The 22412-nt window shown below is 66.9% G+C and carries 27 protein-coding genes; 11 read left to right on the forward strand and 16 right to left on the reverse strand.

Features of this window, described 5'->3' with window-relative positions; all coding sequences use genetic code 11:
- Position 1 precedes the first annotated feature (1 nt).
- Genes ACO05N_RS18215 through ACO05N_RS18235 form a run of 5 tightly spaced genes read right to left on the reverse strand, consistent with a single transcriptional unit; the run spans position 2 to position 3429 of the window.
- Complete coding sequence (locus tag ACO05N_RS18215) at positions 2-268, reverse strand: hypothetical protein (protein ID WP_422058387.1); 267 nt, start codon at positions 266-268, stop codon at positions 2-4.
- On the reverse strand, positions 268-603 hold the full coding sequence (locus ACO05N_RS18220) for a DUF423 domain-containing protein (RefSeq protein WP_422058388.1): 336 nt from the start codon (positions 601-603) through the stop codon (positions 268-270). The genes ACO05N_RS18215 and ACO05N_RS18220 overlap by 1 nt, the downstream gene beginning before the upstream one ends.
- Entirely contained in the window at positions 600-2420 is a 1821-nt protein-coding gene (locus ACO05N_RS18225) for a cation:proton antiporter (protein ID WP_422058389.1), read from the reverse strand. The genes ACO05N_RS18220 and ACO05N_RS18225 overlap by 4 nt, the downstream gene beginning before the upstream one ends.
- Complete coding sequence (locus tag ACO05N_RS18230; protein ID WP_422058390.1) at positions 2420-2857, reverse strand: iron-sulfur cluster assembly scaffold protein; 438 nt, start codon at positions 2855-2857, stop codon at positions 2420-2422. Before ACO05N_RS18230 ends, ACO05N_RS18225 begins: the two co-directional genes overlap by 1 nt.
- On the reverse strand, positions 2854-3429 hold the full coding sequence (locus tag ACO05N_RS18235) for a CvpA family protein (RefSeq protein ID WP_422058391.1): 576 nt from the start codon (positions 3427-3429) through the stop codon (positions 2854-2856). Before ACO05N_RS18235 ends, ACO05N_RS18230 begins: the two co-directional genes overlap by 4 nt.
- 108 nt (positions 3430-3537) lie before the next feature.
- Here ACO05N_RS18235 and ACO05N_RS18240 point away from each other — a divergent pair, with 108 nt between their 5' ends.
- Complete coding sequence (locus tag ACO05N_RS18240; protein WP_422058392.1) at positions 3538-3948, forward strand: hypothetical protein; 411 nt, start codon at positions 3538-3540, stop codon at positions 3946-3948.
- Here ACO05N_RS18240 and radA read toward each other — a convergent pair.
- On the reverse strand, positions 3895-5262 hold the full coding sequence (radA, locus tag ACO05N_RS18245; RefSeq protein ID WP_422058393.1) for a DNA repair protein RadA: 1368 nt from the start codon (positions 5260-5262) through the stop codon (positions 3895-3897). The two genes, ACO05N_RS18240 and radA, sit on opposite strands and share 54 nt — an antisense overlap.
- 83 nt (positions 5263-5345) lie before the next feature.
- On the opposite strand from radA, the gene ACO05N_RS18250 reads away from it, so the two are divergent.
- Positions 5346-5831, forward strand: a complete 486-nt coding sequence (locus tag ACO05N_RS18250) for a hypothetical protein (protein WP_422058394.1) — start codon at positions 5346-5348, stop codon at positions 5829-5831.
- On the opposite strand, the gene ACO05N_RS18255 is transcribed toward ACO05N_RS18250, so the two are convergent.
- Complete coding sequence (locus tag ACO05N_RS18255; RefSeq protein WP_422058395.1) at positions 5815-6510, reverse strand: glutathione S-transferase N-terminal domain-containing protein; 696 nt, start codon at positions 6508-6510, stop codon at positions 5815-5817. The two genes, ACO05N_RS18250 and ACO05N_RS18255, sit on opposite strands and share 17 nt — an antisense overlap.
- Before the next feature lie 216 nt (positions 6511-6726).
- Here ACO05N_RS18255 and ACO05N_RS18260 point away from each other — a divergent pair, with 216 nt between their 5' ends.
- A complete protein-coding gene (locus tag ACO05N_RS18260; protein ID WP_422058396.1) occupies positions 6727-7869 on the forward strand; it encodes a glycosyltransferase family 4 protein in 1143 nt (380 codons plus the stop codon).
- Between the two features lie 117 nt (positions 7870-7986).
- On the opposite strand, the gene ACO05N_RS18265 is transcribed toward ACO05N_RS18260, so the two are convergent.
- Together ACO05N_RS18265 and ACO05N_RS18270 are read right to left on the reverse strand one after the other, a co-directional pair.
- On the reverse strand, positions 7987-8301 hold the full coding sequence (locus tag ACO05N_RS18265; protein ID WP_422058397.1) for a DUF2218 domain-containing protein: 315 nt from the start codon (positions 8299-8301) through the stop codon (positions 7987-7989).
- Positions 8301-8858 (reverse strand): PadR family transcriptional regulator, encoded by a 558-nt coding sequence (locus ACO05N_RS18270; RefSeq protein ID WP_422058398.1) that lies wholly within the window; start codon positions 8856-8858, stop codon positions 8301-8303. The genes ACO05N_RS18265 and ACO05N_RS18270 overlap by 1 nt, the downstream gene beginning before the upstream one ends.
- Before the next feature lie 141 nt (positions 8859-8999).
- Here ACO05N_RS18270 and ACO05N_RS18275 point away from each other — a divergent pair, with 141 nt between their 5' ends.
- Positions 9000-10310 carry a replication-associated recombination protein A gene (locus ACO05N_RS18275; RefSeq protein ID WP_422058399.1) on the forward strand — a complete coding sequence of 437 codons (1311 nt, stop codon included), beginning with the start codon at positions 9000-9002 and terminating at the stop codon, positions 10308-10310.
- Between the two features lie 134 nt (positions 10311-10444).
- On the opposite strand, the gene ACO05N_RS18280 is transcribed toward ACO05N_RS18275, so the two are convergent.
- Positions 10445-12328 (reverse strand): hypothetical protein, encoded by a 1884-nt coding sequence (locus ACO05N_RS18280; RefSeq protein ID WP_422058400.1) that lies wholly within the window; start codon positions 12326-12328, stop codon positions 10445-10447.
- Positions 12328-13497 carry a glycoside hydrolase family 88/105 protein gene (locus tag ACO05N_RS18285; protein ID WP_422058401.1) on the reverse strand — a complete coding sequence of 390 codons (1170 nt, stop codon included), beginning with the start codon at positions 13495-13497 and terminating at the stop codon, positions 12328-12330. Before ACO05N_RS18285 ends, ACO05N_RS18280 begins: the two co-directional genes overlap by 1 nt.
- Before the next feature lie 162 nt (positions 13498-13659).
- Here ACO05N_RS18285 and ACO05N_RS18290 point away from each other — a divergent pair, with 162 nt between their 5' ends.
- Together ACO05N_RS18290 and ACO05N_RS18295 are read left to right on the forward strand one after the other, a co-directional pair.
- The gene (locus tag ACO05N_RS18290) at positions 13660-14577 is read left to right on the forward strand and encodes a DUF4861 family protein (protein WP_422058402.1); all 918 of its coding nucleotides are present in this window, start codon (positions 13660-13662) and stop codon (positions 14575-14577) included.
- A gap of 34 nt (positions 14578-14611) precedes the next feature.
- Positions 14612-15343 (forward strand): FadR/GntR family transcriptional regulator, encoded by a 732-nt coding sequence (locus tag ACO05N_RS18295; RefSeq protein ID WP_422058403.1) that lies wholly within the window; start codon positions 14612-14614, stop codon positions 15341-15343.
- Between the two features lie 385 nt (positions 15344-15728).
- Here ACO05N_RS18295 and flgH read toward each other — a convergent pair whose 3' ends face one another.
- Genes flgH through ACO05N_RS18315 form a run of 4 tightly spaced genes read right to left on the reverse strand, consistent with a single transcriptional unit; the run spans position 15729 to position 18540 of the window.
- Complete coding sequence (gene flgH, locus ACO05N_RS18300) at positions 15729-16508, reverse strand: flagellar basal body L-ring protein FlgH (RefSeq protein WP_422058404.1); 780 nt, start codon at positions 16506-16508, stop codon at positions 15729-15731.
- 14 nt (positions 16509-16522) lie between these two features.
- Positions 16523-16990, reverse strand: a complete 468-nt coding sequence (gene flgA / locus ACO05N_RS18305) for a flagellar basal body P-ring formation chaperone FlgA (RefSeq protein ID WP_422058405.1) — start codon at positions 16988-16990, stop codon at positions 16523-16525.
- On the reverse strand, positions 16990-17772 hold the full coding sequence (gene flgG, locus ACO05N_RS18310) for a flagellar basal-body rod protein FlgG (RefSeq protein WP_422058406.1): 783 nt from the start codon (positions 17770-17772) through the stop codon (positions 16990-16992). The genes flgA and flgG overlap by 1 nt, the downstream gene beginning before the upstream one ends.
- A 24-nt stretch (positions 17773-17796) precedes the next feature.
- On the reverse strand, positions 17797-18540 hold the full coding sequence (locus tag ACO05N_RS18315) for a flagellar hook-basal body complex protein (protein WP_422058407.1): 744 nt from the start codon (positions 18538-18540) through the stop codon (positions 17797-17799).
- A 129-nt stretch (positions 18541-18669) separates the two neighbouring features.
- On the opposite strand from ACO05N_RS18315, the gene ACO05N_RS18320 reads away from it, so the two are divergent.
- From ACO05N_RS18320 to ACO05N_RS18340, 5 genes are all read left to right on the forward strand, one after another.
- Complete coding sequence (locus ACO05N_RS18320; RefSeq protein ID WP_422058408.1) at positions 18670-19242, forward strand: flagellar basal body-associated FliL family protein; 573 nt, start codon at positions 18670-18672, stop codon at positions 19240-19242.
- Positions 19239-20258 (forward strand): flagellar motor switch protein FliM, encoded by a 1020-nt coding sequence (fliM, locus tag ACO05N_RS18325; protein WP_422058409.1) that lies wholly within the window; start codon positions 19239-19241, stop codon positions 20256-20258. The genes ACO05N_RS18320 and fliM overlap by 4 nt, the downstream gene beginning before the upstream one ends.
- Positions 20255-20593 carry a DUF6468 domain-containing protein gene (locus tag ACO05N_RS18330; RefSeq protein ID WP_422058410.1) on the forward strand — a complete coding sequence of 113 codons (339 nt, stop codon included), beginning with the start codon at positions 20255-20257 and terminating at the stop codon, positions 20591-20593. Before fliM ends, ACO05N_RS18330 begins: the two co-directional genes overlap by 4 nt.
- A complete protein-coding gene (locus tag ACO05N_RS18335) occupies positions 20593-21177 on the forward strand; it encodes a MotE family protein (protein ID WP_422058411.1) in 585 nt (194 codons plus the stop codon). The genes ACO05N_RS18330 and ACO05N_RS18335 overlap by 1 nt, the downstream gene beginning before the upstream one ends.
- Before the next feature lie 93 nt (positions 21178-21270).
- Complete coding sequence (locus ACO05N_RS18340) at positions 21271-21921, forward strand: GAF domain-containing protein (protein WP_422058412.1); 651 nt, start codon at positions 21271-21273, stop codon at positions 21919-21921.
- Here the strand turns inward: ACO05N_RS18340 and ACO05N_RS18345 are convergent.
- A complete protein-coding gene (locus ACO05N_RS18345) occupies positions 21918-22328 on the reverse strand; it encodes a hypothetical protein (RefSeq protein ID WP_422058413.1) in 411 nt (136 codons plus the stop codon). The genes ACO05N_RS18340 and ACO05N_RS18345 overlap by 4 nt on opposite strands.
- Positions 22329-22412 lie beyond the last annotated feature (84 nt).

Here is a 22412-nt window from a genome sequence, read left to right on the forward strand (position 1 = left end):
CTTATTGCGGGCACCCGCCAAAGGTCAGATGTGCCAGAACCTCACTTAGAAAGAGTGCGGGCAACAGGCCGATCAGTGACAGCCCAGCGCCGGCAACACGTTCGATCGGTGCGCGGAGCAGCACCAATGGGGTCGTGATCCCGGCACCCAAGGCGAACAAAATGAGATAAACGATATTGAGTGGCGCGAGGAACCCTATCCAAGGGGGCAGTATCATCGCGGCCCCGGTCAGAACCGCAACTAGCCATTTCCACGGCGCGTCAGTCACTATCCGCCCCGTAGTGCGTGCCATGCCAGCCACAGCCAGCCGAGAATTAGCGCGGTGCCGCCGATTGGCGTGATCGCGCCCAGCCAGCGCGGTGCGCCGAAGGCCATGGCGTAGAGAGTGAAGGCGAAGATCGCGGCCCCGGCGACGAACAGCCAGCCCGCGCTCCGTGCGCCCAGCTGTACCGCGACCAGCGCGGCGACGACATGGATCAGCTGATAGGTTGCGCCGGTGCGCAGCCATTCCGCCGCCTTGCCCTCCGCACCATGCGCGCCGAATGCGCCTGCACCGACCGCGATGGCGCCGGAGAGCGCGGCGAGGGCCACCAGCCAGTTCATCCGCACTCGCTCCCGGTGGCAGGTTTCGGCTCCAGCGGATCGGGCGCGTCGCGCCGGCCGGGGCGCCAGTCGAGGTCGGGGTCGCCGATGATCGCCTCCCGCGCGGCGGTCAGGCTGCCGGCTTCGTGCTGGATGCGCAGCCGTTCACGGTCGCGGCGGCGGTAGAGATCTTCGGTGCGCTCGATCTCCTCGATATCGACGCCGACCGCAGCCATCGCCTTGCGCGCCATGACGATCGCGGATTCGAGCACTTCGCGCACGACGCCGCTTGCCGGTGTCCCCTTGAGCTTCAACAGCGCACGGCGGTCGTAGGCGCGCACGAAGATCGATGCCTGGGGGAAGGACTGGTGTACCGCTTCGATCAGCTCGGGCTCGATCTTGTCGCCGTCGAGGCAGAACAGGATCAGCTGCGCCTCCCCCGCCCCCGCCTGACGCAGCATGTCGATGCGGGTGCCATCGCCATAATAGACCTTCGCACCGAACTGGCCGGCGATGTCGATCATCTCGATATCGGTGTCGATCAGCGTGACGGCGATGCCCTGAGCATTCAGCATCTGGCCGACCGTCTGGCCAAAGCGGCCATAGCCGACGATCAGCGCGTTCGATCCGTCCGACACCGGGCCTTCGCGCTCGCCCTGAACCTCGACCGCGTCGGCGCGGAAGCGTTTGGTGAACATCATCAGGAACGGCGTGGTGGCCATCGATAGGGTCACGACCGCGCTGAACACGCTGACCGCTTCGGGCGCGATCGACAGGGCGTTCTGGGCCTGTGCGAAGAGCACGAAACCGAACTCGCCGCCCTGGCTGAGCAGCAGGCCAAGGCCGAGGGCCTGACGCCACGGCATGCGGAACGCCATGGCGAGGCCGGTGATGACGAGCGTCTTGGTCGCGATCAGCGCGGCGGCCATGCCGAGCACGAACACCGGGCGCTCGGCGATGGCGGACAGGTCGAGCATCATGCCGACCGACAGGAAGAACAGGCCGAGCAGGATCGAGCGGAACGGTTCGATGTCCGCCTCCAGCTCGTGCCGATAGGGGCTGTCGGCGAGCATCACGCCCGCGATGAACGCGCCGAGTGCGGTGGACAGACCGATCGACTGCATCAGCGCGGCGGCGGCAACGACGGTGAACAGGCCGGCGAACACGAACAATTCGCGCTCGCCCCAATTGCCGATCAGCTTGAACAACGGGCGCAGCAGATAGCGGCCCGCCAGCACCAGCCCGGAGATCGCGCCGACGGTGTAGATGGCGAGCAGCCAGCCCGGAGGGCCCTCCGCGTCGGCCGGATTGCGGCTGAGGATCGCGATGATCGTGATCAGCGGGACGATCGAGATGTCCTGGAACAGCAGCGTCGAAAAGGCGCGTTCGCCGAACGGGGTGCGCATGCGACCCGCCGATTGCAGCATCGGCAGCACCTGCGCGGTCGAGGAGAGCGCGAGCGGAAGGCCGAGCGCGAGCGCGGCGGAGAGCGAGAAATTCGCGCCGTATCCGATCACCAGGCTGAGTGCGATGCCGCACAGCACGACCTGAAGCAGGCCGAAGCCGAAAATGTCGCGCTTCATCCGCCACAGCCGCGACGGGCTGAGTTCGAGGCCAACGAGGAACAGCAGCAGGGCGATGCCAAACTCGGCGATGCCCATCTTGCTCTCCGCGCCACCGACCAGCCCGAGGACTTGCGGCCCGACCAGCGCGCCTGCGACGAGATAGCCGAGCGTCGCGCCGAGCCCCATGCGGCGGAAGATCAAGACGAACAGCAGCGCGAAGCCGAGCAGCGGGGCGCTTTCGGCGACGAAGCTATGGGCGGCACCGTGATCCATCAGGCGGCCTTTTCGGTGCTGGCGCGGGTGGCGGCTTCGGCGACCGCTTCAAAGGCGAGGCGGATCGAAGGGTGGCGCGCGCTGTGCGGGAGCGCGGGAGCGAAGAGGTCGAGGCCGGGCCAGTCGGGCGCTACGTCGCCCTCTCCCGCCAGCCAGCGGGTCAGCGCGGCGCGGGTGGCGTCGAGCTCGGCGGGAGTGCGGCCAATGGCATGCGCGCCCATCAGCGAGGCGGACGCCTGTCCCAGCGCGCAGGCGCGGACCTGCATGCCGAGCGCGGCGACGCGGCCTGATGCGTCGAGGTCGACATCGACGGTCACGCGACTGCCGCACACGAGCGAGCGCTTCTCGACACTCGCCATCGGATTGGTCAGGCGCTGATGATGCGGAATTGTGGCGGCGAGCCGCAGGATCTGGGTGTTGTAGAGCGGAGCCGTCATGGCTCCGATGTAACCTGCTCCGACCCGTTCGCAAGCTCTGCGGCGTCGGTATCGTTGCCGAACACCGGCTCACCCCGGCGGCGGCGATCGACGAATTCGGCGATGCTGGCGCTGGTCGCGTTGAGCAACGGGTAGGTGCGGCCGGCGGTCATCCATTCGGGGCGCTTGGCCGGGCCACCGCTGACGGTGTCGACCGCGAGCGCGACGAGCAGGAAGGCGAGGCTGGCGAGGATCAGCCCCTTGAGCGCGCCAAAGCCGAGCCCGAGCGCGCGGTCCACCGGGCCAAGAAAGCCCGAGCGGGTGCGCGATCCGATCGCATTGGCAACAACGCGCCCGCCGAAATAGGCGACGCCGCCGAGCAGCGCGAAGGCCAGCACCGCCGCCCCCTGCACCGTCCCGACCGGCTCGGCCAGCGCGGCGGCGATGGGGGTGTGGAGGAAACGGATCGCCGCGACGACGAGCAGCCACGCCATCAGCGACAGCACTTCGGTGACGAAGCCGCGCATCGCGCCGGTGATCGCCGCCGCGCCAACGCCCAGCAGCACGAAGATGTCGATTGCCGTCAGTCCCATTGCCCGCTCCCTCGGTCGGCCGCGTCATAGCCGCAGCGTGACGCGGCGCGAAGAGCGTTTCGGCGTGGCGGGTTGCGTCGGGCGTGTTGCCCCCTCACCTTAGGGGCGATGACCCTGCTTCGCCGCTTCTTCGTGGTCGCCTTCTGGGCGGCGCTGATCTTCGCATTCGTGATGGCCGTGCTGCCCCAGCCCCCCGCCCTGCCGGGTGACCCGGGGGACAAGGTGCAGCATATCATCGCCTTTGCCGTGCTGACCGGGCTGGCGCGGCTGGCCTATCCGCGCGCGCGGGCGGTGACGCTGTTGCTTGCCTTTGCCCTGTTCGGGGGGCTGATCGAGTTGACCCAGATGCTGCCCGCGCTGGGACGGACGGCGGCGCTGGACGACTGGCTGGCCGATGTCGCGGCGACGATCGTGGTGCTGGCGGTGCTCGATCCGGCACGGCGGCTGCTGGCGCGGCGAAAGCGCTCAGCGCCCGAGCATATGATCGACGAAACCGGCGAGGTTGCGGAAGCCGGTTAGCGCGACGCTGCCCTCCTTCGGCTGAGCCGAGGGGACGAGCGCGCGGGTGAAGCCGAGCTTCCCCGCTTCCTTCAGCCGCAGCGCGCCATGCGCGACCGGGCGCACTTCGCCGGACAGTGCGATTTCGCCGAACGCCACCATGTCGGTCGCGACCGGGCGTTCGGACAGCGCGGAGATCAGCGCCGCCGCAACTGCCATGTCCGCCGCCGGATCCTGCACGCGATAGCCGCCGGCGATGTTGAGATAGACTTCGCTGGTCGCGAAGCTGAGCCCGCAGCGTGCCTCGAGCACCGCGAGGATCATCGCCAGGCGCCCGCTGTCCCACCCCACCACCGCGCGACGCGGGGTCGCGCCGGATGCAAGGCGGACGACGAGCGCCTGGATTTCCACCAGCACCGGGCGGGTGCCTTCCAGCGCGGGGAATACCACCGTGCCGCTGACGCTCTCGTCGCGGCTGGTGAGGAACAGCGAGGACGGGTTGCCGACTTCGGCCAGCCCCTCGGTCTGCATCGCGAATACGCCGATCTCGTCGGTGCCGCCGAAGCGGTTCTTGACCGCGCGCAGGATGCGATACTGATGGCTGCGCTCGCCCTCGAACGCCAGCACGGTGTCGACCATATGTTCGAGCACGCGCGGCCCGGCGAGGCTGCCGTCCTTGGTGACATGGCCGACCAGCACCAGCGCGGTGCCGCGCTCCTTGGCGAAGCGGATCAGCTCCTGCGACGATGCGCGCACCTGGCTGACCGTACCGGGTGCGCCCTCGATCAGGTCGCTGTGCATCGTCTGGATCGAATCGATGATGAGCAAATCGGGCGGGGTCGCGCCGCCGAGCGTGGTGAGAATATCGCGCACGCTGGTCGCTGAGGCGAGCTGGACCGGCGCATTGCCGAGGCCGAGGCGGCGGGCGCGCAGCCGCACCTGATCCGCCGCCTCCTCGCCCGAGACATAAGCGACGCTCTTGCCCGCCAGCGCCATCTTGGCCGCCGCCTGCAGCAACAGGGTCGACTTGCCGATACCAGGATCGCCGCCGATCAGCGTCGCCGACGCCTCGACAAAGCCGCCGCCCAGCGCACGGTCGAGCTCGGCTATGCCGGTGCCCATTCGCGCGGGCAGCGGGACATCGGCGTCGAGCCCGGACAGCAGGATCATCCGCCCGCCGCCCTGCAGGTTATGCTTGGCCTGAAATGGCGTCACGACCGCGCCGGCATCCTCGACCAGCGTGTTCCACTCACCACAATCGGCGCATTGCCCCGCCCATTGCGATGTGACCGAACCGCAGGACTGACAGACGTAGCGCTTCTTGGGTTTGGCCATGGCAAAGGTCTAGCGAACTTGGAACGATTAGGGAACAGAAAAGCGCATTTGCTTGGGCGCGAAACACGGCATAGCCTGAGCCGATGCTGGCCCTGCTCGCCCTGCCCGCCGCGCTCCTCGCTACGCCCGTTCAGGGTCAGGCGAGCGATTTCGGTCACCTCGCCGCGCTCGTTGGGCATTGGCGCGGGAGCGGGGACGAGGGGCGCGTGATCGATATCCGCTATCGCCTCATCTCCAATGGCTCCGCGCTTGTCGAAGAATGGACGTCTCCACGCGGCAACCAGACGATGACGGTCTATTACCGCGACGACGGCGCGGTGCTGGCGACGCATTTCTGCGCGCAGGGCAATCAGCCGCGGCTGACGATGGCACCGCAGACCGGCGGCCGGATGCGCTTCACGTTCCGGGATGCGACCAACCTGAAGCCGGGCAAATCGCACCTGCACGACTTCTGGATCGAGATCGACGCCTACGGGACGATGCGGCGGAGCGAGACTTATGCCGCCGACGCCAAGACCGAGACCGAGACCGAAGTGATGGTCCTGCGCCGGGTCACCCCTTTGCCGTGACCATCAATCCGCGCTGAACCGACGGGCGGGCGAGGCCGCGCTCAAGCCATGCCGCCACGTTGGTGAAGGCGTCGAACCCGACCAGATCGCGCGCTTCGTAGAAACCGATGAGGTTGCGGACCCAGCCGAGCGTGGCGATGTCGGCGATCGAATAGTCGCCCATGATCCAGTCGCGGCCCTGAAGCTGCGTGTCGAGGACACCGAGCAGGCGCTTCGATTCCGCGACATAGCGGTCGAGCGGCCGCTTGTCCGCGATCTCGCGGCCCGCAAATTTGTGGAAATAGCCGAGCTGGCCGAACATCGGGCCGAGCCCGCCCATCTGCCACATCACCCAGCCGATCGTTTCGTAGCGCTGGGCCGGGTCGAGGAACTGGCCGGTCTTATCGGCGAGATAGAGCAGGATTGCGCCGCTTTCGAACAGCGCGAGCGGACGGCCATTGGGGCCATCGGGGTCGAGGATCGCGGGTATCTTGCCGTTCGGGTTGAGGCTCAGAAATTCCGGCGTCTTCTGGTCGTCTGCGCCGATGTCGATCAGATGCGCTTCATAGGGCAGCGCCGTTTCCTCGAGCATGATCCCCGCCTTCACGCCATTGGGCGTGTTGAGCGAATAGAGCTGGATGCGGTCGGGGTGCTGCGCGGGCCAGCGGCTGGTGATCGGGAAGGCGGAGAGATCGGACATCAAAGATTCCTTGTTGAGTTGCGGCACCGGCCCGCTCCCCCACCCGGCCACCCATAGAATACACTGTCGTTGGGTGGCCGGGTGCGGGTAGCCCCGCAAAGTACTACTTTGCGGGGACCCCGTGGGGGAGCGGGCCGGTGCCGCCATCCGGCGCAGCAGGATCTGACATCGACTACGACATAGTAACGCCGTAATCGGATCGCTATGGGCGCGCCGATGACTCCGACCGATCTTCGCGTGGCGCTGTTCAGCGGCAATTATAATTATGTGCGCGACGGCGCGAACCAGGCGCTGAACAAGCTGGTGCGCCATTTGCTCGATGCCGGGGTGACGGTGCGCGTCTATTCACCGACCGTCGAGAAGCCGGCGTTCGAGCCCGAGGGCGATCTGGTCAGCGTGCCGGCGCTGCCCGTCCCCGGCGGTCGTGGCGAGTATAAGGTCGCGCTGGGCCTGCCGCGTGCGCCGCGTGAGGATCTGGAAGCGTTCAATCCAAACCTCGTCCACGTTTCCGCGCCGGAATTCCTGGGTCATGCTGCGGTCGCCTGGGCGCGCAAGCGCGGGCTTCCCGCGGTGGCTTCGCTGCATACGCGGTTCGAAACCTATCCGCGCTATTACGGCCTCGGCTTTGTCGAGCCGTGGCTGATCCGGCGGCTGACGCGATTTTACAACAAGTTCGACCGGGTGATGGTGCCGGGCAATTCGATCGCCGAGCTGATCCAGAGCTGGGGCGTGACGACGCCGGTCGGCATCTGGTCGCGCGGGGTGGACCATGCGCGGTTCAACCCGCAGCGGCGCGACCTGGAGTGGCGGCGGGAATTGGGGATCGCCGACGATGTGCCGGCGATCGGGTTCTTGGGGCGACTGGTTCTGGAAAAGGGACTCGACATCTTTGCCGAGGTGGCGCGCGAGCTGACCCGGCGCGGGGTGCCGCACAAGGTGCTGGTGGTCGGCGAAGGCCCGGCGCGCGACTGGTTCGCGGGTCAGGTGCCCGAGGCGATCTTCACCGGATTCCAGTCGGGCGATGCGCTGGGCCGCGCGGTCGCGTCGATGGACGTGTTCTTCAACCCATCGGTGACCGAGACGTTTGGCAATGTGACGTCGGAAGCGATGGCATGCGGCGTGCCGGTCGTTGCGGCGCGCGCGACGGGCGCGATGGATCTGGTGGTCGAGGGCGAGACCGGCTTCCTGGTCCCGCCGCGCGACGTTGCCGCCTATGCCGATGCGATCGAGCGACTGGCGCGCGATGCGGAGATGCGCGCACGCTTCGGCGCGCTGGGGCACCAGCGGATGCAGGCGCAGATGTGGCCGCAGGTCAATCAGGCGGTGCTGGACGCGTATTTTGAGGTGATGGGCAAATAGGCTGTCACCCCGGACTTGTTCCGGGGTCCACCAGTCCGTGCGCCCTACGCTTGAGCCTCTTGCGCAGGATCAGACGCACGGTGGATCCCGACACGGAGGCCGGGATGACGATCGTTTTTAGGACCAGTCGTACTTTAGCCCATCCTCGCGGAACGCAAAGCGGTCGAGATGGCGTTCGATTGCGCCCTTCAGGCCTTCGGCCTGTTCAGGGACGCTGGCGTCGATGCGGATCGCGATGCCGTCGGGTCTGGCGTCGAGCGTGACCAGCCCGTCGCCGGGCCAGTTTGCGCCGCGCGCGTCCTTCGGAAACACGATCGTGCCATGGTCGGCGGTGTACTCGACCTTGAGGTTGTGTTCCCAATGCTTGCACAGCTGTTGCAGGTAGCGCGACGCCTTGTCGGTCGCGGCGAAGCCGGTTGCAGTTGCAGTCATCAGAGTCGCTCCACCTTGCGCGCGGCGGCGTCGATGATGTCGACGATCGCGTCGACGGTTTCCTGATCGGCCTCGCCGTCGCTCAGCCGCTGCATGACCGCCATCTTAAGGTTGCCCATGGCGCGGCGCACCGGGCTGCGCCCGCTCTGCTCGCGCTGCGTGCCGAGTTCGGCGAGGCGGCCCATCAGCTGCGTCACCTGTTCGGCGTTCTCGTCGAGATGCGCCTGACCGGTCGCGGTGATCGCGTAGAGCTTCTTCGCGCCCTCCGCCGCCTGCTCGGCAATGTGATCCATGTCGGCGAGCAGGGTGAGCGTCGGATAGACCACGCCCGGGCTGGGGGCATAGGCGCCGCCGGTGCGCTCCTCGATCTCACGGATCAGGTCGTAGCCGTGGCGCGGCTGGTCAGCGATCAGCGCGAGCAGGACTAGGCGCAGTTCGTCGCCGGTGAAGATGCGACGCCGTCCGCGGCCACCGCCGCGCCCGCCGGTCGCTTCGGCGTTGATGTCCCATTCGACCGTGAACGGCCCCCATTGGCGGCGTCCCCGGTTGGCGTGCATGCCGTGCGGCCCGTGGCCGCGATGATGTCCTCGAAACATTTCAGTCCTTCAAATTCGAGTCGTGATGCTGCTAAGATATATCTTGAACGCATTTTGACAAGCCCCTTCGCGTTGGGGTGCGTAATTCCTATATCGGCGAGCATGGCTGACCTGTTCGGCGGGACCGCACCCGCCGCCTCCCCTTCCGAAGTTTCCGCCTCCGCGCCGCTGGCCGATCGGCTGCGTCCGGCGCGGCTGGAGGAGGTGGTGGGGCAGGAGCATCTGACCGGGCCGGAGGGCGCGATCGGGCGGATGGTGGCGGCGGGCAAGCTGTCGTCGATCATCCTGTGGGGGCCGCCGGGGACCGGCAAGACAACCACCGCGCGGCTGCTCGCCGATGCCGTGGGGTTGCGCTTCGTCGCGATCAGCGCGGTGTTTTCGGGCGTGGCGGATCTGAAAAAGGTGTTCGCCGAGGCGAAGGAGCATGCGCGGATCGGTCAGCGGACCTTGCTGTTCGTGGATGAGATTCACCGCTTCAACCGCGCGCAGCAGGATGGGTTTCTGCCGTTCGTGGAGGATGGGACGGTGACCCTGGTTGGCGCGACGACCGAGAATCCGTCGTTCGAGTTGAATGCGGCATTGCTCAGCCGGGCGCAGGTGCTGATCCTGCGACGGCTGGACCATCCGGCGCTGAGCCAGTTGCTCGACCGCGCCGAGGCGATCGAGGGCCGCCCCCTGCCCCTCACCCCCGAGGCGCGCGATGCGCTGGTGGCGAGCGCGGATGGCGACGGGCGGTTCCTGCTCAATCAGGCGGAGACGCTCTACTCGGTCAGCTTCGACGCGCCGCTCGATCCGGCGGGGCTGTCGGCGTTCCTGCAGCGCCGGGTGGCCGTGTACGACAAGGACCGCGAGGGGCATTACAACCTCATCTCCGCGCTGCACAAATCGCTGCGCGGGAGCGATCCGCAGGCGGCGCTCTATTACCTCGCGCGGATGCTGGTGGCGGGCGAGGAGCCGCTGTACGTGCTGCGGCGGCTGGTGCGGTTTGCGAGCGAGGATATCGGCCTGGCCGACCCGCAGGCGTTGGTCCAGTGCCTGGCCGCCAAGGACAGCTACGAGTTTCTGGGGTCCCCCGAGGGCGAACTCGCGATCGTGCAGGCGTGCCTCTATTGCGCGACCGCACCCAAATCGAACGCGGCCTATAAGGCGATGAAGGCAGCGTGGACGAGCGCGAAGGAGACGGGGTCGCTGATGCCGCCGCAAAACATCCTCAACGCGCCGACCAAGCTGATGAAGGAGATCGGCTATGGCAAGGGCTATGCCTATGACCATGACGCGGAGGATGGGTTCAGCGGTGCCAATTACTGGCCCGAGGAGATGACGCCGCAAACCTTCTACACCCCGACCGACCGGGGGACAGAAAAGCGCATCGCGGAGCGACTGGCCTGGTGGGACGCGCGGCGGGGGCGGTAGCGTCGCGAAAGAAAAAAGCCGCCGCCGGGGATCAAAACCCCACGGCGGCGGTGATGGCGCGGACCGAGAGAGGGATGGCCCAGCCGAGTTGCAAAGAATGTATGACAACTGGCTTGGCCACGGTCAACTAGCCCTTAGTCGTAGTTGTATGACAAAGCCCAACTTGTGGCGATCGCTCCAGAGGGCATCTCGCCCTGTGCGCGGGTGCATTTGACGACCGTTGCGAAGGGGCCGACCGGGGCACGATAGACCGGGTCGCTGGCCGGTTGCGCATCACACGCACCATAGCCGATCGTCGCAAACCGCTTTACCGCGCCGCGGGCGAAGCCGACCGCCCCGGGCCGCTGCGTCGGTGCGTCTGAAAAGCTGGCAAATTCCATGTCGATCCGCGCGATCTTCACCCCCTCGGCCGGGACGATGCGGTCGCGGCGCTCGATCCTGCCCGGCGAAAAGCGGTAATGCGTCTCGATCGCCACCCGCGTGTCGAGCTGTGCGTCGTTGCCCCCCATGCGGTCGAGCGCGGTCTGGTGCCAGCGCACATCGGTGACCGCGCCGCGCCGGGTGACGCGCACATCCTTGAAGAACGCCAGCGGCATCAGTACGTCGCCATTGGCCAAAGTGATGCGCGGCAATAACTGCGGGAAGGTCGTATCGGCCGAGCCGGCGAGCATCCCGGGTGAGAAGGGAATCGGGAAATAGGGGTTGTTCATATGCTGCCCCTCCGCCCCGTTGATGATGGGCAGGGAGATCATCCGGTTACCGTCGCGGATCGTCACCAGCCCGCGATCGTGCACGCCGCGCGCGAACCAGGTCGTGGTCGAACGCGGCAGCGTGTCGAGCCAGCGCTCGAACCCCGCATCGGGCGCCTGTCCGCGATAGCCGAGCCGGTTCCAGATCGCATTGGTGTAGATGTGCTGGCGCGCGAGGCTGAAATTCTCGCCCAGGATGCGCGCTTCGCCGCGATAGGCATCGGTGCGCCGCCCCTGCCCCCATAAGGTGCGGCCCCACAGGTCGACCGACCCGCTGACCGGATCGATCCAGAAATCCATGTAGCGCGCGGTGACCCGGCTGGAGAAGGCATAGGCCATGCGCTCCTCGACCGGAGTCATCACCTTGAGCAGCGCGGCGGCGGTCAGGACTTCGAGGAAGGCGGTGTCGCCATAGGTGCCGATGCTGCGGCCATATTCGAACCCCTCACCATGCAGGTTGAAGCGCGGGAGCAGCAGATCGACCGACTTGCGCAGCCACGCCTTGACCTCATCACTCGGCGTCATGCCGGTTTCGAGCAGGCGGTGGGCGATCTCGCCAATCAGCAGCACCGAATAGCGGTCGAACCGCCCCTTCCCCTCGGTCTCGTCGGCAAAGCCGTATTCGCCCGAATATTTGCGATAATGATCGATCATTCGCGCGAGCAGCTGGTCGCCCGCACTGGCATCCTCCCAGCCGAGCAGGTGGCGGAAGCGCGCGATCGAGAAGGCGACGCCATAATAGTTATTGGGCAGGTTGATCAGGCTGAGATCGGGGCGGACGAAGCGGCGCCAGTCGAGCCGCTGCTTGAGCTTGGCCAGCGTCGCCGGGCGGACGGCGCGTTCGAGCAGGCCACGCGCGTGCAGGTCATGCAGCGCGGCGATGTAATAATAGAGGCCCCAGCTTTCATTGTCGTTGGCCAACGTCAGCTCGGCCATGTCGGCAAATTCGCGCAGCCGCTGATCGAGCCGGGGATCGTTCGGCTCAAGCGCGACGACGCGATGCGCCATGGTCGCGGCGATCTTGCCCGGCAGGAACTTGTCCCCGCCCCCGAACACGGCGACGCCGTCGATCTTGGTCGCCTTGCCATCGCGCAGCAGTTGCTCGACCAGCTTTTCCAGTTGAGGTGACAGACGCGTGGTGACGCTGGTGTCCATCGGCGCGACCGTTTCGGCATAGACCGGGCCGGCCGGCGCAGCGGCGCGGCGGTCGGCCGGGGCGGCCTGGGCCGCGACGGGAACGGCAAGGGCGATCAGCAACAACGAACGCATCAATTGGACTCCTTCCGCGCGAGATCGGCCATCGCGGTACCGGCGAGCAGGAACGCGCCCGCGCCATAGAATTGGGTTTCCCGTGCCGACACGCTGTCCGGCCGATCGCCGACCTGCTGCACCCAGCCGAGCATGCCATCGGGCTGTACCGCCCGCACGATCGCGTCCCAGCCGCGGATCGCCGCAGGCTGATAGGTCGCGCGGTCGAGCAGGCCCGCGTCGATGCCCCAGGCAAAGGCATAGGTGAAAAAGGCGGTGCCGCTGCTTTCGGGCGGAGTGCCGGGATCGGTGTCGAGCAGCGAAGCCGACCAATAGCCATCGGGCTTTTGCAGCGTCAGCAGCTTGGCCGACATGTCGCGGAACAGCCCTTCATAATATGCGCGCTTGGGGTCCGTGCGGGGCATCGCATCGAGCATGCGGACGATGCCGCCCATCACCCAGCCATTGCCACGGCTCCAGAACTGCTTGCGCCCCTTGGCATCCCGCGTATCGAAGAAACGGCTGTCGCGGAAATAGAGCTTCTCGTCGGGATCGTAGAGATAGTCGGTGGTCGCCTTGAACTCTTCATGCGCGAAATCCGCATAGCGCCGGTCGCCGGTGATGTTCGCGAGTTGCAACAAGGTGGGCGGGGCCATGAACAGCGCGTCGCACCAGCACCAGCGGTCGGTGCATTTCGACCAGCCCGCGCCGGGCGCGCCGGGGATAAATTCGAGGTTGCCGGTCGGGCGATTGGCAAGGACATGATCGAAATAAGCGACGGATGGGGCCAGCGCAGCCCTTCCCGCGCCGTTGCGCGCCGCCCAGATCCACGCCTGGGCGATCAATTGATCATCGGCGTGAAACGGGTTGTCACCCAGTTTCCACTGTTGCGCGCGCCCAAGCTCCATCAGCGGCGCGGCGTAGCGGGCGTCGCGCCGGGCGAGTTCGGTCAGCGCGATCCAGAAGGTCGCCTGTTGCCAGTCGCGCGGGTTCTGCACGCTCTTGCGCGCGGCGGGCATGGTCGCCCAGTTGGTGCGGTTGGCGAGCTGCCAATCGGCGACGCGGCGCACCTGCGCGAGGATCGCGGCGGGTTGCGGCAGCGCCGGGTGCACCTCGACTATTGGCGCGGGCGTCGTCCGCGCGGACCCAGCGGGAACCGCTGCGGCAAGGGCAAGCAGAATCAGCGACATTTCATTTCCTTCCGGGCACATCGCGACCATGAAGGTCGCGGCCCCCTCTCCTGATGGCCCGATGTGCGATCGTTGTTGACACCGGTGCCATTATCTTTCCAATTGACGGATGGCTGTCAATCAGGTTGTCACACAACTACGCCACGAAGTCGAGAGGATGGCATGGTGAAACTGCAAATGGCCCCAGCGCCGTTGAATGTCGCCGCGCTGGCGCTGTTGCTCACGAGCGCAGCAGTGGCGCAGGAGCGCAAACCGCTGCGTCCGGCGACAGCGGAGGAGCAGGCGGCACGCGCGGCGGTCTCGATCGCCGAGTATCGCCATGGCGACCTGTTGTTCGAGAACGACCGGATCGCGTTCCGCATCTATGGCCGACCGCTCGAGGCAGCCGAGCCCCCCTCCTCCTCCGGCATCGACGCATGGGGCAAGCGCGTGCGTTGGCCGTTCATGGACCGCCAGCTGCGCACCGGGGACCAGCATCAGGATCAGGGAGAAGGCGTCGATTTCTACAATGTCGGCACCGGGCGCGGGATCGGCGGCCTCGGCATCTGGCACGACAACAAGCTGTGGACGTCGCGCAACTATGTGAACCCGCGCATCGAGAGCGCCGGGCCTGACCGCGCCGCCTTCAGCGTGGACTACCCCGCCTGGCCGGTCGATACCGCGCGCAACGTGGCGGAGACGCGGCAGTTCGCACTGGCGGCGGGCAGCAACTTCGTGCGGATGACCTCCACCATCACATCAAGCAACGCCGAGCCGCTGACGGTTGCGATCGGCCTGTCGAAACGCCCCACCGGCACCGCATTAGGCAAAGTGATGAAGGACGCCGCTGGAGCCCGGCTGATCTGGTGGGGGCCGGAGACGTCCGACAAGGGCGCGATGGCGGGAGCGGTGATGGTCGATCCGGCCGCGTTCGTCGGATTTGCCGAAGATGCAGACAATTACCTGATTCTCGTGCGGGCCACGCCCGGAACCCCCTTTGTCTATTATGCCGGCGCGGCGTGGAGCGGCGGTCCCGATTTCAAGCGCGAACCCGATTGGCACGCCTATGTCCAGCAGCAACGTCCTGATTTCACACACTAGCCAGCCCCAGCCGCGCAATGCTATCGGTCCCGTAATGACGGTGACCAAAGCGGCGTCGCTGGCCGACGATCTGGTCCAGCGGTTCGAAGAACAGATCGAACGGGGGGAGATGCCTCCGGGCTCGCGTTTTCCGACCGAGAAGGCGATTACCGAGAGTTTCGGGGTCAGCCGCACCGTGGTGCGGGAGGCGTATTCGCGCCTCGCCGCGCGCGGGTTGCTGGTGTCGCGGCGCGGATCGGGTGCCTATGTCGCCGAGGGCGCGCAGTATCGCGCGTTCCAGGTGACGCCGGACGAAGTCAGCGCGATCGACGATGTGCTGCGCCTGCTGGAAATGCGCATGGGGTTCGAGGCGGAGATGGCCGCGCTCGCCGCCGAGCGCCGGACCGAGGCGGACCTGGAGGACATCCGGGCTGCGCTCGCGGCGATGGATGCAAGCACCGAGGCGGAAGGATCGGTCGCCGCCGACGCCGCGTTCCACGCCGCAATCGCGCGGGCGACAGGCAACGCCTATTTCGTGCGCTTCACCCAGTTTCTGGGCGTGCGGCTGGTGCCGTCGCGCAAGCTGTACCTGCAGGGCAACGACCCCAGGAAGCACCAGCGCTATGCCCGCATGATCAACCGCGACCATGAGGCGATCTATTCAGCGATCGAGGCGGGCGACCCGGCAGCGGCCCGGCGCGCGGCGCGGCGGCATATCCAGAAGTCGATTGACCGGCACGAGGCGCTGAAGGCGGGACGCAGCGACGGCGAAGGCGACGCAGGGTGAGTCTACCTGAATTCCTCCCCTGCCATGCAGGGGAGGTGGCAGCGCGTAGCGCTGGCTGAGGGGCGCCCTCGCAGAGGGCGGAACGTTGCGGAGCTGTTCACGGCTGCCTGCGCAGCCGCCCCTCCACCACCCCCTCCCCTGAGCAAGCTCAGGGGAGGAATGCGGCATAGGCGACTGAGCCGCAGGTGGTGCGGTGGATGCTGAAACAAGTTCAGCATGAGGAAACTGGAGCGGACAACAAAAAAGGGGAAGGGTTTCTCCCTCCCCCTCTTTGGAATGGCGGCGCTTCTGCGCTTCCCTTCCCTTTCCACGGCCCCCCGGCTGGGAAAGGGGCTGCCCGTCCACGGCCCCCCGGCTGGGACGGGCAATCCTGTTGACTGCCCGATCAGAACGGAAACAGCGCGTCGTAGATCTGCTGGCCCCAGCGCGCCTGCTGTGCATCCGACAGCTGGCCGCGGCCGCCATAGCTGATCCGCGCTTCGGCGATCTGGCTGTGGCGCACTGAATTGTCGCGGCCGATATCCTGCGGGCGGACCACGCCGCTGACCACCAGTTCGCGCAGTTCGTTGTTCACGCGGACTTCCTGACGGCCTCGGATGCCGAGATTGCCGTTGGGAAAGACGTTGGTGACGATCGCGGACATGGTCATGTTGATCGTTTCGGAGCGGCTGATATTGCCCCCGCCGCTCGACTGCGATTTCGAATTGGTGCTGGCGAGGTTGGTCGGGTCGATCGACTTGGGCAACAGGTTCTGGAGGCCGAGCAGCGAGGCGATACCGGCATTTTCCGAACCGCTGCGGTTGCGCGAGGTGTTGTTGCCGACTTCGGCCTTGTCCGCGATGTTGATCTTGATCGTCAAAATGTCGCCCATGCGGGTCGCGCGCTGATCGCTGAGGAACGCGCCGGCACCGGCGCGGAACAGCGAAGCCGAGGCGGCCGGCGCCTGAGCCGGTATGGTGCCGGGGGCGACCGGCGCATTGGCGACCGCCGCCGCGACGCTGCCGTCGCGCAGGCCGGGATGGCCGATCGAGCGCTCGCCGCCCGGCATCGCCATGTCCTCGGGCGCGCTCATCTTGGGCGCCTTGCCGATCCGGCCGAGCCGGTCGACCGCGCCGCAGCCCGAAACCAGGGTCGCCGCTGTGACGGCGAGGATGATCTTCTTCATGGGTAACTGCTCCCTCAATACAGGATACGGACCAGCCCGTTGCCCGCGACGAAGCCGTCGAGCGTGCGCTGGGTGGAGGTGGTGACGACGCGGACCGGTTCGCCCGCCCCCGCGCTGGCCAGGGCGCGGCCCTGGGTGGTGATGGTAAGCCCGCCCACCTTGTAGGCGATCAGCACCGGCTCGCCGCGACGGACCAGCCGCGGAGTGATGACGTCGCTGACCCGCACCACCGATCCGGGCGAGAGCGGACGCACCGCCTCCAGCCCCTTGGCCGCCTCGGCCTCGATCGCGCCGCGACCCATATTGGGCGAGCGTTTTTCGTAGACGAAGTCGTCGGGCGAAAGGATCTCGCCGCGCTGGACCGGCCGCGCGAGCACGGCGACCTCGACCTGCGCGGGACCGCTGGCGGGTGCCGTCGGCGTCTGCGCCGGTGCGGGGACCGGAACCAGCGCCGCGGCGATGAAGGCGATGCGGTAGATCATCAGCGCAGCTGGCTGGTCGTCGCCAGCATTTCGTCCGCGGTCTTCACGACGCGGCTGTTCATCTCATAGGCGCGCTGCGCGGTGATCAGCGCGGTGATTTCGGCGACCGGGTTGACGTTCGACGCCTCGACAAAGCCCTGTTGCAGCGTGCCGAAGCCCGGCTCGCCCGGATTGGCGAGCGTCGCTTGCCCCGATGCGGCGGTCTCCAGATAAAGGTTGCCGCCCTGCGCCTCGAGCCCGGCTTCGTTGATGAAGGTCGCGAGCTGAAGCTGACCGACATTCTGCGGCTCGGGCTGGCCGGCAAGGATTACCTGGACTTCACCGGTTTTCGAGATGGTCACGTCGACCGCTTCGGCGGGGATGGTGATGCCCGGCTGGACCGGGAATCCGTCGGCATTGACCAGTTCGCCCTGATCCGACAGCTGGAACGACCCGTCGCGGGTATAGGCGGTTTCGCCCGACGGCAGGGTAATCGCGAAATAGCCACGCCCCTGGATCGCTACGTCATAGCGATTGTCGGTCTGGCTCATCGCGCCCTGGGTCGCGATGCGATAGACGCCGCCGGTCTTCACGCCCGCGCCGATCTGGATGCCGGTCGGTACGCGGCTGTCGGGGCCGGATGCGCCGCCGGGCCGGGTCACCTGCTGGTAGAGCAGGTCCTGAAACTCGGCCCGCTGGCGCTTGTAGCCGGTCGTGTTCATGTTCGCGATGTTGTTCGAGATCACATCGACATTGGTCTGCTGTGCGAGCATCCCGGTGCCGGCGATGGAGAGGGTACGCATGGGTCAGTCTCCGTGGAAAGGGGGTCAGCCGAAGCGGCCAAGCTTGTCGATTGCGGATTTGCGCATGTCGCCGAGTGACTCCGACATCTTCATGCTGGTCTGATAGGCGCGCAGGATCTCGACCATGTTGGTGGTCTCGACGATCGCCTGGACGTTCGATCCCTCGACGCCGCCGCTCTTGAGCTTGGTGTCGGCCGCGGCCAGTTCGCGCCCGCCGGTCCCGCTGAAGGTGCCGTCGCCGCGCGGGTCGACCATGCGCTCGTCGTCGAACACGGTCACCGCGACGCGGCCGACCTGCGCGTCGCCCGCGCTGACCGTGCCGTCCTTGCCGATGCTGACTTGCCCCGCCTGTTCGGGCGGGATGGTAATGGGGCGACCGCCTTCGCCGAGCAGGGTCAGCCCGCCCGCCGTCTGGAGCGTGCCATCTTCACCAACCTTCAGATATCCCGCGCGCGTATAGGCGGTGCCGCCCTCCGGCGTTTCGACCGCGAGATAGCCCGCGCCGTCGATCATCACGTCGATCGGATTGCCGGTCGCGAGGAATGCGCCCGCGCTCTGGTCATGCACCGCGCCATAGTCGAGCACCATCGACGTCGTCTTGATCGGCGCATCCGCACCGCCGCCGCTCTGCTCCACATATTCGCGGAACACCGGCGCTTCGCGCTTGAACCCGGCCGTCGAGATATTGGCCATGTTGTTCGCGCTCACGTCGAGCCGACGCCGCAGCGCCTGGTTATGACTCAGCAGCACATAGGATGAGATATCCATCGCGACCGCCCTCCGAAAAAAATCGTCCAAGTTTTTTAGAGCTAGGCAAATGTTGCCGCCCCACTCCCCTATAATAGGAACATTCCGCCGGTCCGGTCGCGGATGGGCAAAGAGATTAGGACGCAAGACATGAGCGACGACGTCATCGTCGAGGCCAAGGACGGCGAGGCGGCAGCCAAGCCCAAGGGCAGCAAGAAGAAGCTGATGATCATCATCGGCGCGGCCGTGCTGGTGCTGGGCGGCGGCGGCGGCGGCGCGGCCTTCTTCCTGATGGGATCGGACAAGGCGGCGGCAAAATCTGCCGAGGGCGAGCATGGCGAAGCCGAGGCCGAGGGAGAGGCAGAGGCAGAGGCCGAAGCAGAAGGCGGCGAGGAAAAGGGCGGCAAGGACGGCAAGAGCGCGGTCTATCTCGACGTTCCCCCGCTCGTGGTGAACCTGCGCAGCGCCGACGGCGCGGCCCGCTTCCTCAAGGTCCATTTCGTGCTGGTGCCCGGCAAGGCGAGCTCGGTCGACAAGCTGCAGGGCAAGCTGCCGCTGCTGATCGATGCCTATCAGCCGTTCCTGCGCGAACTGCGCCCCGAAGATCTGAACGGGTCCGGCGCAGTCTATCGCGTCAAGGAAGAGCTGCTGGTCCGCGCCACACAGACGCTGGGGCCGGACGCGGTCAAGGATGTTCTGATCCAGGATCTGGTGCAGCAATGAGCGACGATTTCGACGATTTCGAACTGCCCGAGCCGCCCAAGTTCGATCCCGATGCGGAGGCGCTGCTCGACCAGGCCGGGATTGACGCGCTGTTCGGGCAGGTCGGCGGGTTCAGCCAGCCGAAAGAGGGTCTGCGCGCGGTCATCGAGTCCAACGTCATCAGCCGCGAGCGGCTGCCGATGCTGGAAGTGGTGTTCGACCGCATGGTCCGCATCTTCGCGACGTCGATGCGCAACCTCACCTCCGACGCGATCGACGTCAGCCTTGAGGAAGTGACCTCGATCCGCTTCGGCGACTATCTCAACCACATCATGCTCCCCGCGATGATCGGCGTGTTCCGCGTCGAGGAATGGGAGAATTACGGCCTGGTCTCGGTCGATTCCGGCCTGATCTATGCCGTGGTCGATGCGCTGCTCGGCGGGCGGCGTGGCGGCGGCGAGCAGGTGATGATCGACGGACGCGGGTTCACCACGATCGAAACCGACCTGGTCTCGCGCATGCTGGGCCATGTGCTGAGCGACCTGTCGACATCGATGGCGCCGATCACCCCGACGACGATCGAGCTGGAGCGCGTCGAGAGCAGCCCGCGCTTCGTCGCGATCGCCGGCACCACCAACGTCTGCGCCGTCGCGACCTTCCGCGTCAGCATGGACGAGCGCGGCGGCAATTTCAGCATCCTGCTGCCCTATGCGACGATCGAGCCGGTGCGCCACCTGCTCAACCAGCGGTTCATGGGCGAAAAGCTGGGGCGCGACACGATCTGGGAAGTCCATATGGCGTCCGAAGTGCGCAAGGTGGACGTGACGCTGGACGTTGTGCTGGGCGAACGCGACATGGCGCTGGGCGCGGTGCGCGACTTCAAGGTCGGCCAGACCATCCCGCTGTTCGCCGACCCCGACCAGCCGCTCGACATGCAATGCGGCGGCGTCACCATCGGTCGCGCCCAGATCGGCCAGCGATCAAGCAAGATCGCGGTACGGCTGGTGTCCGACATCGCCAAGGAGATGCGCGCATGACCTACTCGCTCGCAGCGAATGTGCTGACGATGCTGTTCTGCACGGTGGTGATCGTCCAGAGCATGCGCATGATGCGCGCGCTCAACGCGCTCAAACGCAACGATCTGGCACAGGTCGTTTCGACCCTTGACCAGGCGACAGTGCAGGCACGGCTGGTGCTGTCGGAGCTCAAGGGCACGCTGACCCAATATGCCCGCGGGACGCACGACGCGGCCCGGGCCAAGGCGGTGGCGGACGAGTTGCGCATGATGATCGAGATCGCGGATTCGACCGCCGAGCGGCTGGTTGAATCCGCCGCAGCGGCACGACGCGCCGAGCCGGTGGACCGTTACTGATGCGCATTCCGTTCCTGTTGATCACCGCCGCAGTGGCGACGGTTGGCGCGGTCGCGAACGGCGTCGATGCGGCGGTGGCCGTCGGTGAATCGGTCGTGCCCAAGACGCGGCTCGGCAGCCAGATCGAGGGCGAGATCGATGCCGCCCAGCGCAAGGAGGCCGAGCGCCGCCGCGCGCTCGACCTGCGCGAACAGGCGCTCAAGGCGGCACGGCTGCGCCTGCAGCGCCAGCAGAAAGACGCCGAAACCAAGGCCGCGGCCGAGGGTAAGGCCGGCGCCGATGCGAGCGCCCCCGGTGCGCCCGACGCCGCCCCCGCTGCGGAGGAAAAACGCTATAGCGATCTGGCGCGCATCTTTCAGTCGATGAAGCCCGCAAAAGCCGCCCCGGTGTTCGAGAAGCTGAGCCCGGAGGTGCAGTTCCAGGTGGCGCAGCGGATGCGCGATCGCAATGCCGCGTTGATGATGCAGGCCATGTCGCCCGATGCCGCCGCGACCCTCGGCATGGCGCTGGCCCGTGGCGGAATGACCGCGCCCAAGGCGGCTGCGCCGACGCCCACCAAGGCGGGCCGCGCTGCGCCAAGATGAGGACGCACTGCATTACCGTAATACTACAATACTGACAGCAGCAGTCTGCTAAGATCATCTTGCGACAAGCGGGGTTCTTGAGCGGAGACAGCAGTGACGATCCCCGACTCTGACGATGCGCCATTGTCGAGCGAAGATGCGCTGCGTCGTGCGGCGCTCTTCGCGTCGGGCATGTTGGCGCTGCGGGAATCGCCGCGTTTCAATGAGTTGATCCAGGAATTGAGCCGCGCGATCGACGTTCCGATCGCGGGAGTCAGCGTGGTCGACAGCGGATTCTGCTGGCTGCCGGTGCTGCACGGCATCGACCTGGACTCGATCCCGCTGTCCGAATCGCTGTGCGTCGGGGTGGTCGAGACCCAGGTCCCGATGACCGAGACCGACCTCTGCGCGAATCCCCGATTTGCTGACAATCGCTTCGTCGTCGGTCCACCGTCCCTGCGCGCCTATGCCGCCGTCCCGATGCGCGGGGTGCAGGGGGCGCGGCTCGGCACGGTATTCATCGCCGACCAGCGCGTCCGGCCCGATTTTGCAGATCGCGCCATCCCGGCACTGGAGCGTACGACCGCGCGCGTGCTGGAGGAGGCGTCCTCGCCCCATCATATGCGGCGCGTAGGACGCACCACGGTCGAGGGGCTGGAGTCGCTGATCCGGCGCGCCACCCGCGACGGGGACGATGCGCTGGTCACCGCGATCGACCGGGTGATGCGCGAAGTGCTGCCGCTGACCGGGGTGCGGGGGAGTTAAGGCGCGCCACGTGCGGGGCTGGTGCGCACTTCGAGAATCAGCACATGACCGGCCTGCGGATCGGCCGCGTGCGCGGCGGCATCCAGCGCATGCGCCAGCGCTTCGGCGTCCACCGCAATGCGCGGTGACGCATTGAGCTGCGCGAAATCGAGCAGCGCCGACAGCATTGCCGCACGTAACGCCGGTTGAAGAGTGCCCAACGCGCCCGCATCGACGCCTTCGGCCGGCGTGATGGCCAGCTCGAGCTCAAGGTCGCCGTCGAGCCGCCCCGCATCGATGATCGGCACGCGGAACTTGCCCAGCGGAACGACGGCGGCATCGCCCCCGCCGCCGCCGGCGGCTCCGGCGGGAGCAGCCACAGCCAGCAATGCGGCGGCGGCAGTCAGGCGGGCAGCGGTTCGGCGCATGGGGTCTCCCTCAAAGGCGTGCGGCAGGGACCGCACCCGGCCCCGCCCGTCTATAATAGATCGAAAACCCCGTGTTGGGACTTG

Source organism: Sphingomonas sp. (assembly GCF_965227385.1).
In the GTDB taxonomy this organism is placed as follows: domain Bacteria; phylum Pseudomonadota; class Alphaproteobacteria; order Sphingomonadales; family Sphingomonadaceae; genus Sphingomonas.

Excerpts from the sequence above, each read along its gene's own strand:
- flgA (WP_422058405.1), bottom strand. The coding sequence starts at position 16,990 with ATGATCTACCGCATCGCCTTCATCGCCGCGGCGCTGGTTCCGGTCCCC.
- ACO05N_RS18315 (WP_422058407.1), bottom strand. The coding sequence starts at position 18,540 with ATGGATATCTCATCCTATGTGCTGCTGAGTCATAACCAGGCGCTGCGG.
- ACO05N_RS18225 (WP_422058389.1), bottom strand. The coding sequence starts at position 2,420 with ATGGATCACGGTGCCGCCCATAGCTTCGTCGCCGAAAGCGCCCCGCTG.
- ACO05N_RS18335 (WP_422058411.1), top strand. The coding sequence starts at position 20,593 with ATGCGCATTCCGTTCCTGTTGATCACCGCCGCAGTGGCGACGGTTGGC.
- ACO05N_RS18345 (WP_422058413.1), bottom strand. The coding sequence starts at position 22,328 with ATGCGCCGAACCGCTGCCCGCCTGACTGCCGCCGCCGCATTGCTGGCT.
- ACO05N_RS18295 (WP_422058403.1), top strand. The coding sequence starts at position 14,612 with ATGACGGTGACCAAAGCGGCGTCGCTGGCCGACGATCTGGTCCAGCGG.
- ACO05N_RS18320 (WP_422058408.1), top strand. The coding sequence starts at position 18,670 with ATGAGCGACGACGTCATCGTCGAGGCCAAGGACGGCGAGGCGGCAGCC.
- flgG (WP_422058406.1), bottom strand. The coding sequence starts at position 17,772 with ATGCGTACCCTCTCCATCGCCGGCACCGGGATGCTCGCACAGCAGACC.
- radA (WP_422058393.1), bottom strand. The coding sequence starts at position 5,262 with ATGGCCAAACCCAAGAAGCGCTACGTCTGTCAGTCCTGCGGTTCGGTC.
- ACO05N_RS18265 (WP_422058397.1), bottom strand. The coding sequence starts at position 8,301 with ATGACTGCAACTGCAACCGGCTTCGCCGCGACCGACAAGGCGTCGCGC.
- ACO05N_RS18290 (WP_422058402.1), top strand. The coding sequence starts at position 13,660 with ATGGTGAAACTGCAAATGGCCCCAGCGCCGTTGAATGTCGCCGCGCTG.
- fliM (WP_422058409.1), top strand. The coding sequence starts at position 19,239 with ATGAGCGACGATTTCGACGATTTCGAACTGCCCGAGCCGCCCAAGTTC.
- ACO05N_RS18330 (WP_422058410.1), top strand. The coding sequence starts at position 20,255 with ATGACCTACTCGCTCGCAGCGAATGTGCTGACGATGCTGTTCTGCACG.
- ACO05N_RS18275 (WP_422058399.1), top strand. The coding sequence starts at position 9,000 with ATGGCTGACCTGTTCGGCGGGACCGCACCCGCCGCCTCCCCTTCCGAA.
- ACO05N_RS18220 (WP_422058388.1), bottom strand. The coding sequence starts at position 603 with ATGAACTGGCTGGTGGCCCTCGCCGCGCTCTCCGGCGCCATCGCGGTC.
- ACO05N_RS18255 (WP_422058395.1), bottom strand. The coding sequence starts at position 6,510 with ATGTCCGATCTCTCCGCCTTCCCGATCACCAGCCGCTGGCCCGCGCAG.
- ACO05N_RS18270 (WP_422058398.1), bottom strand. The coding sequence starts at position 8,858 with ATGCACGCCAACCGGGGACGCCGCCAATGGGGGCCGTTCACGGTCGAA.
- ACO05N_RS18240 (WP_422058392.1), top strand. The coding sequence starts at position 3,538 with ATGACCCTGCTTCGCCGCTTCTTCGTGGTCGCCTTCTGGGCGGCGCTG.
- ACO05N_RS18250 (WP_422058394.1), top strand. The coding sequence starts at position 5,346 with ATGCTGGCCCTGCTCGCCCTGCCCGCCGCGCTCCTCGCTACGCCCGTT.
- ACO05N_RS18235 (WP_422058391.1), bottom strand. The coding sequence starts at position 3,429 with ATGGGACTGACGGCAATCGACATCTTCGTGCTGCTGGGCGTTGGCGCG.
- flgH (WP_422058404.1), bottom strand. The coding sequence starts at position 16,508 with ATGAAGAAGATCATCCTCGCCGTCACAGCGGCGACCCTGGTTTCGGGC.
- ACO05N_RS18230 (WP_422058390.1), bottom strand. The coding sequence starts at position 2,857 with ATGACGGCTCCGCTCTACAACACCCAGATCCTGCGGCTCGCCGCCACA.
- ACO05N_RS18285 (WP_422058401.1), bottom strand. The coding sequence starts at position 13,497 with ATGTCGCTGATTCTGCTTGCCCTTGCCGCAGCGGTTCCCGCTGGGTCC.
- ACO05N_RS18260 (WP_422058396.1), top strand. The coding sequence starts at position 6,727 with ATGACTCCGACCGATCTTCGCGTGGCGCTGTTCAGCGGCAATTATAAT.
- ACO05N_RS18280 (WP_422058400.1), bottom strand. The coding sequence starts at position 12,328 with ATGCGTTCGTTGTTGCTGATCGCCCTTGCCGTTCCCGTCGCGGCCCAG.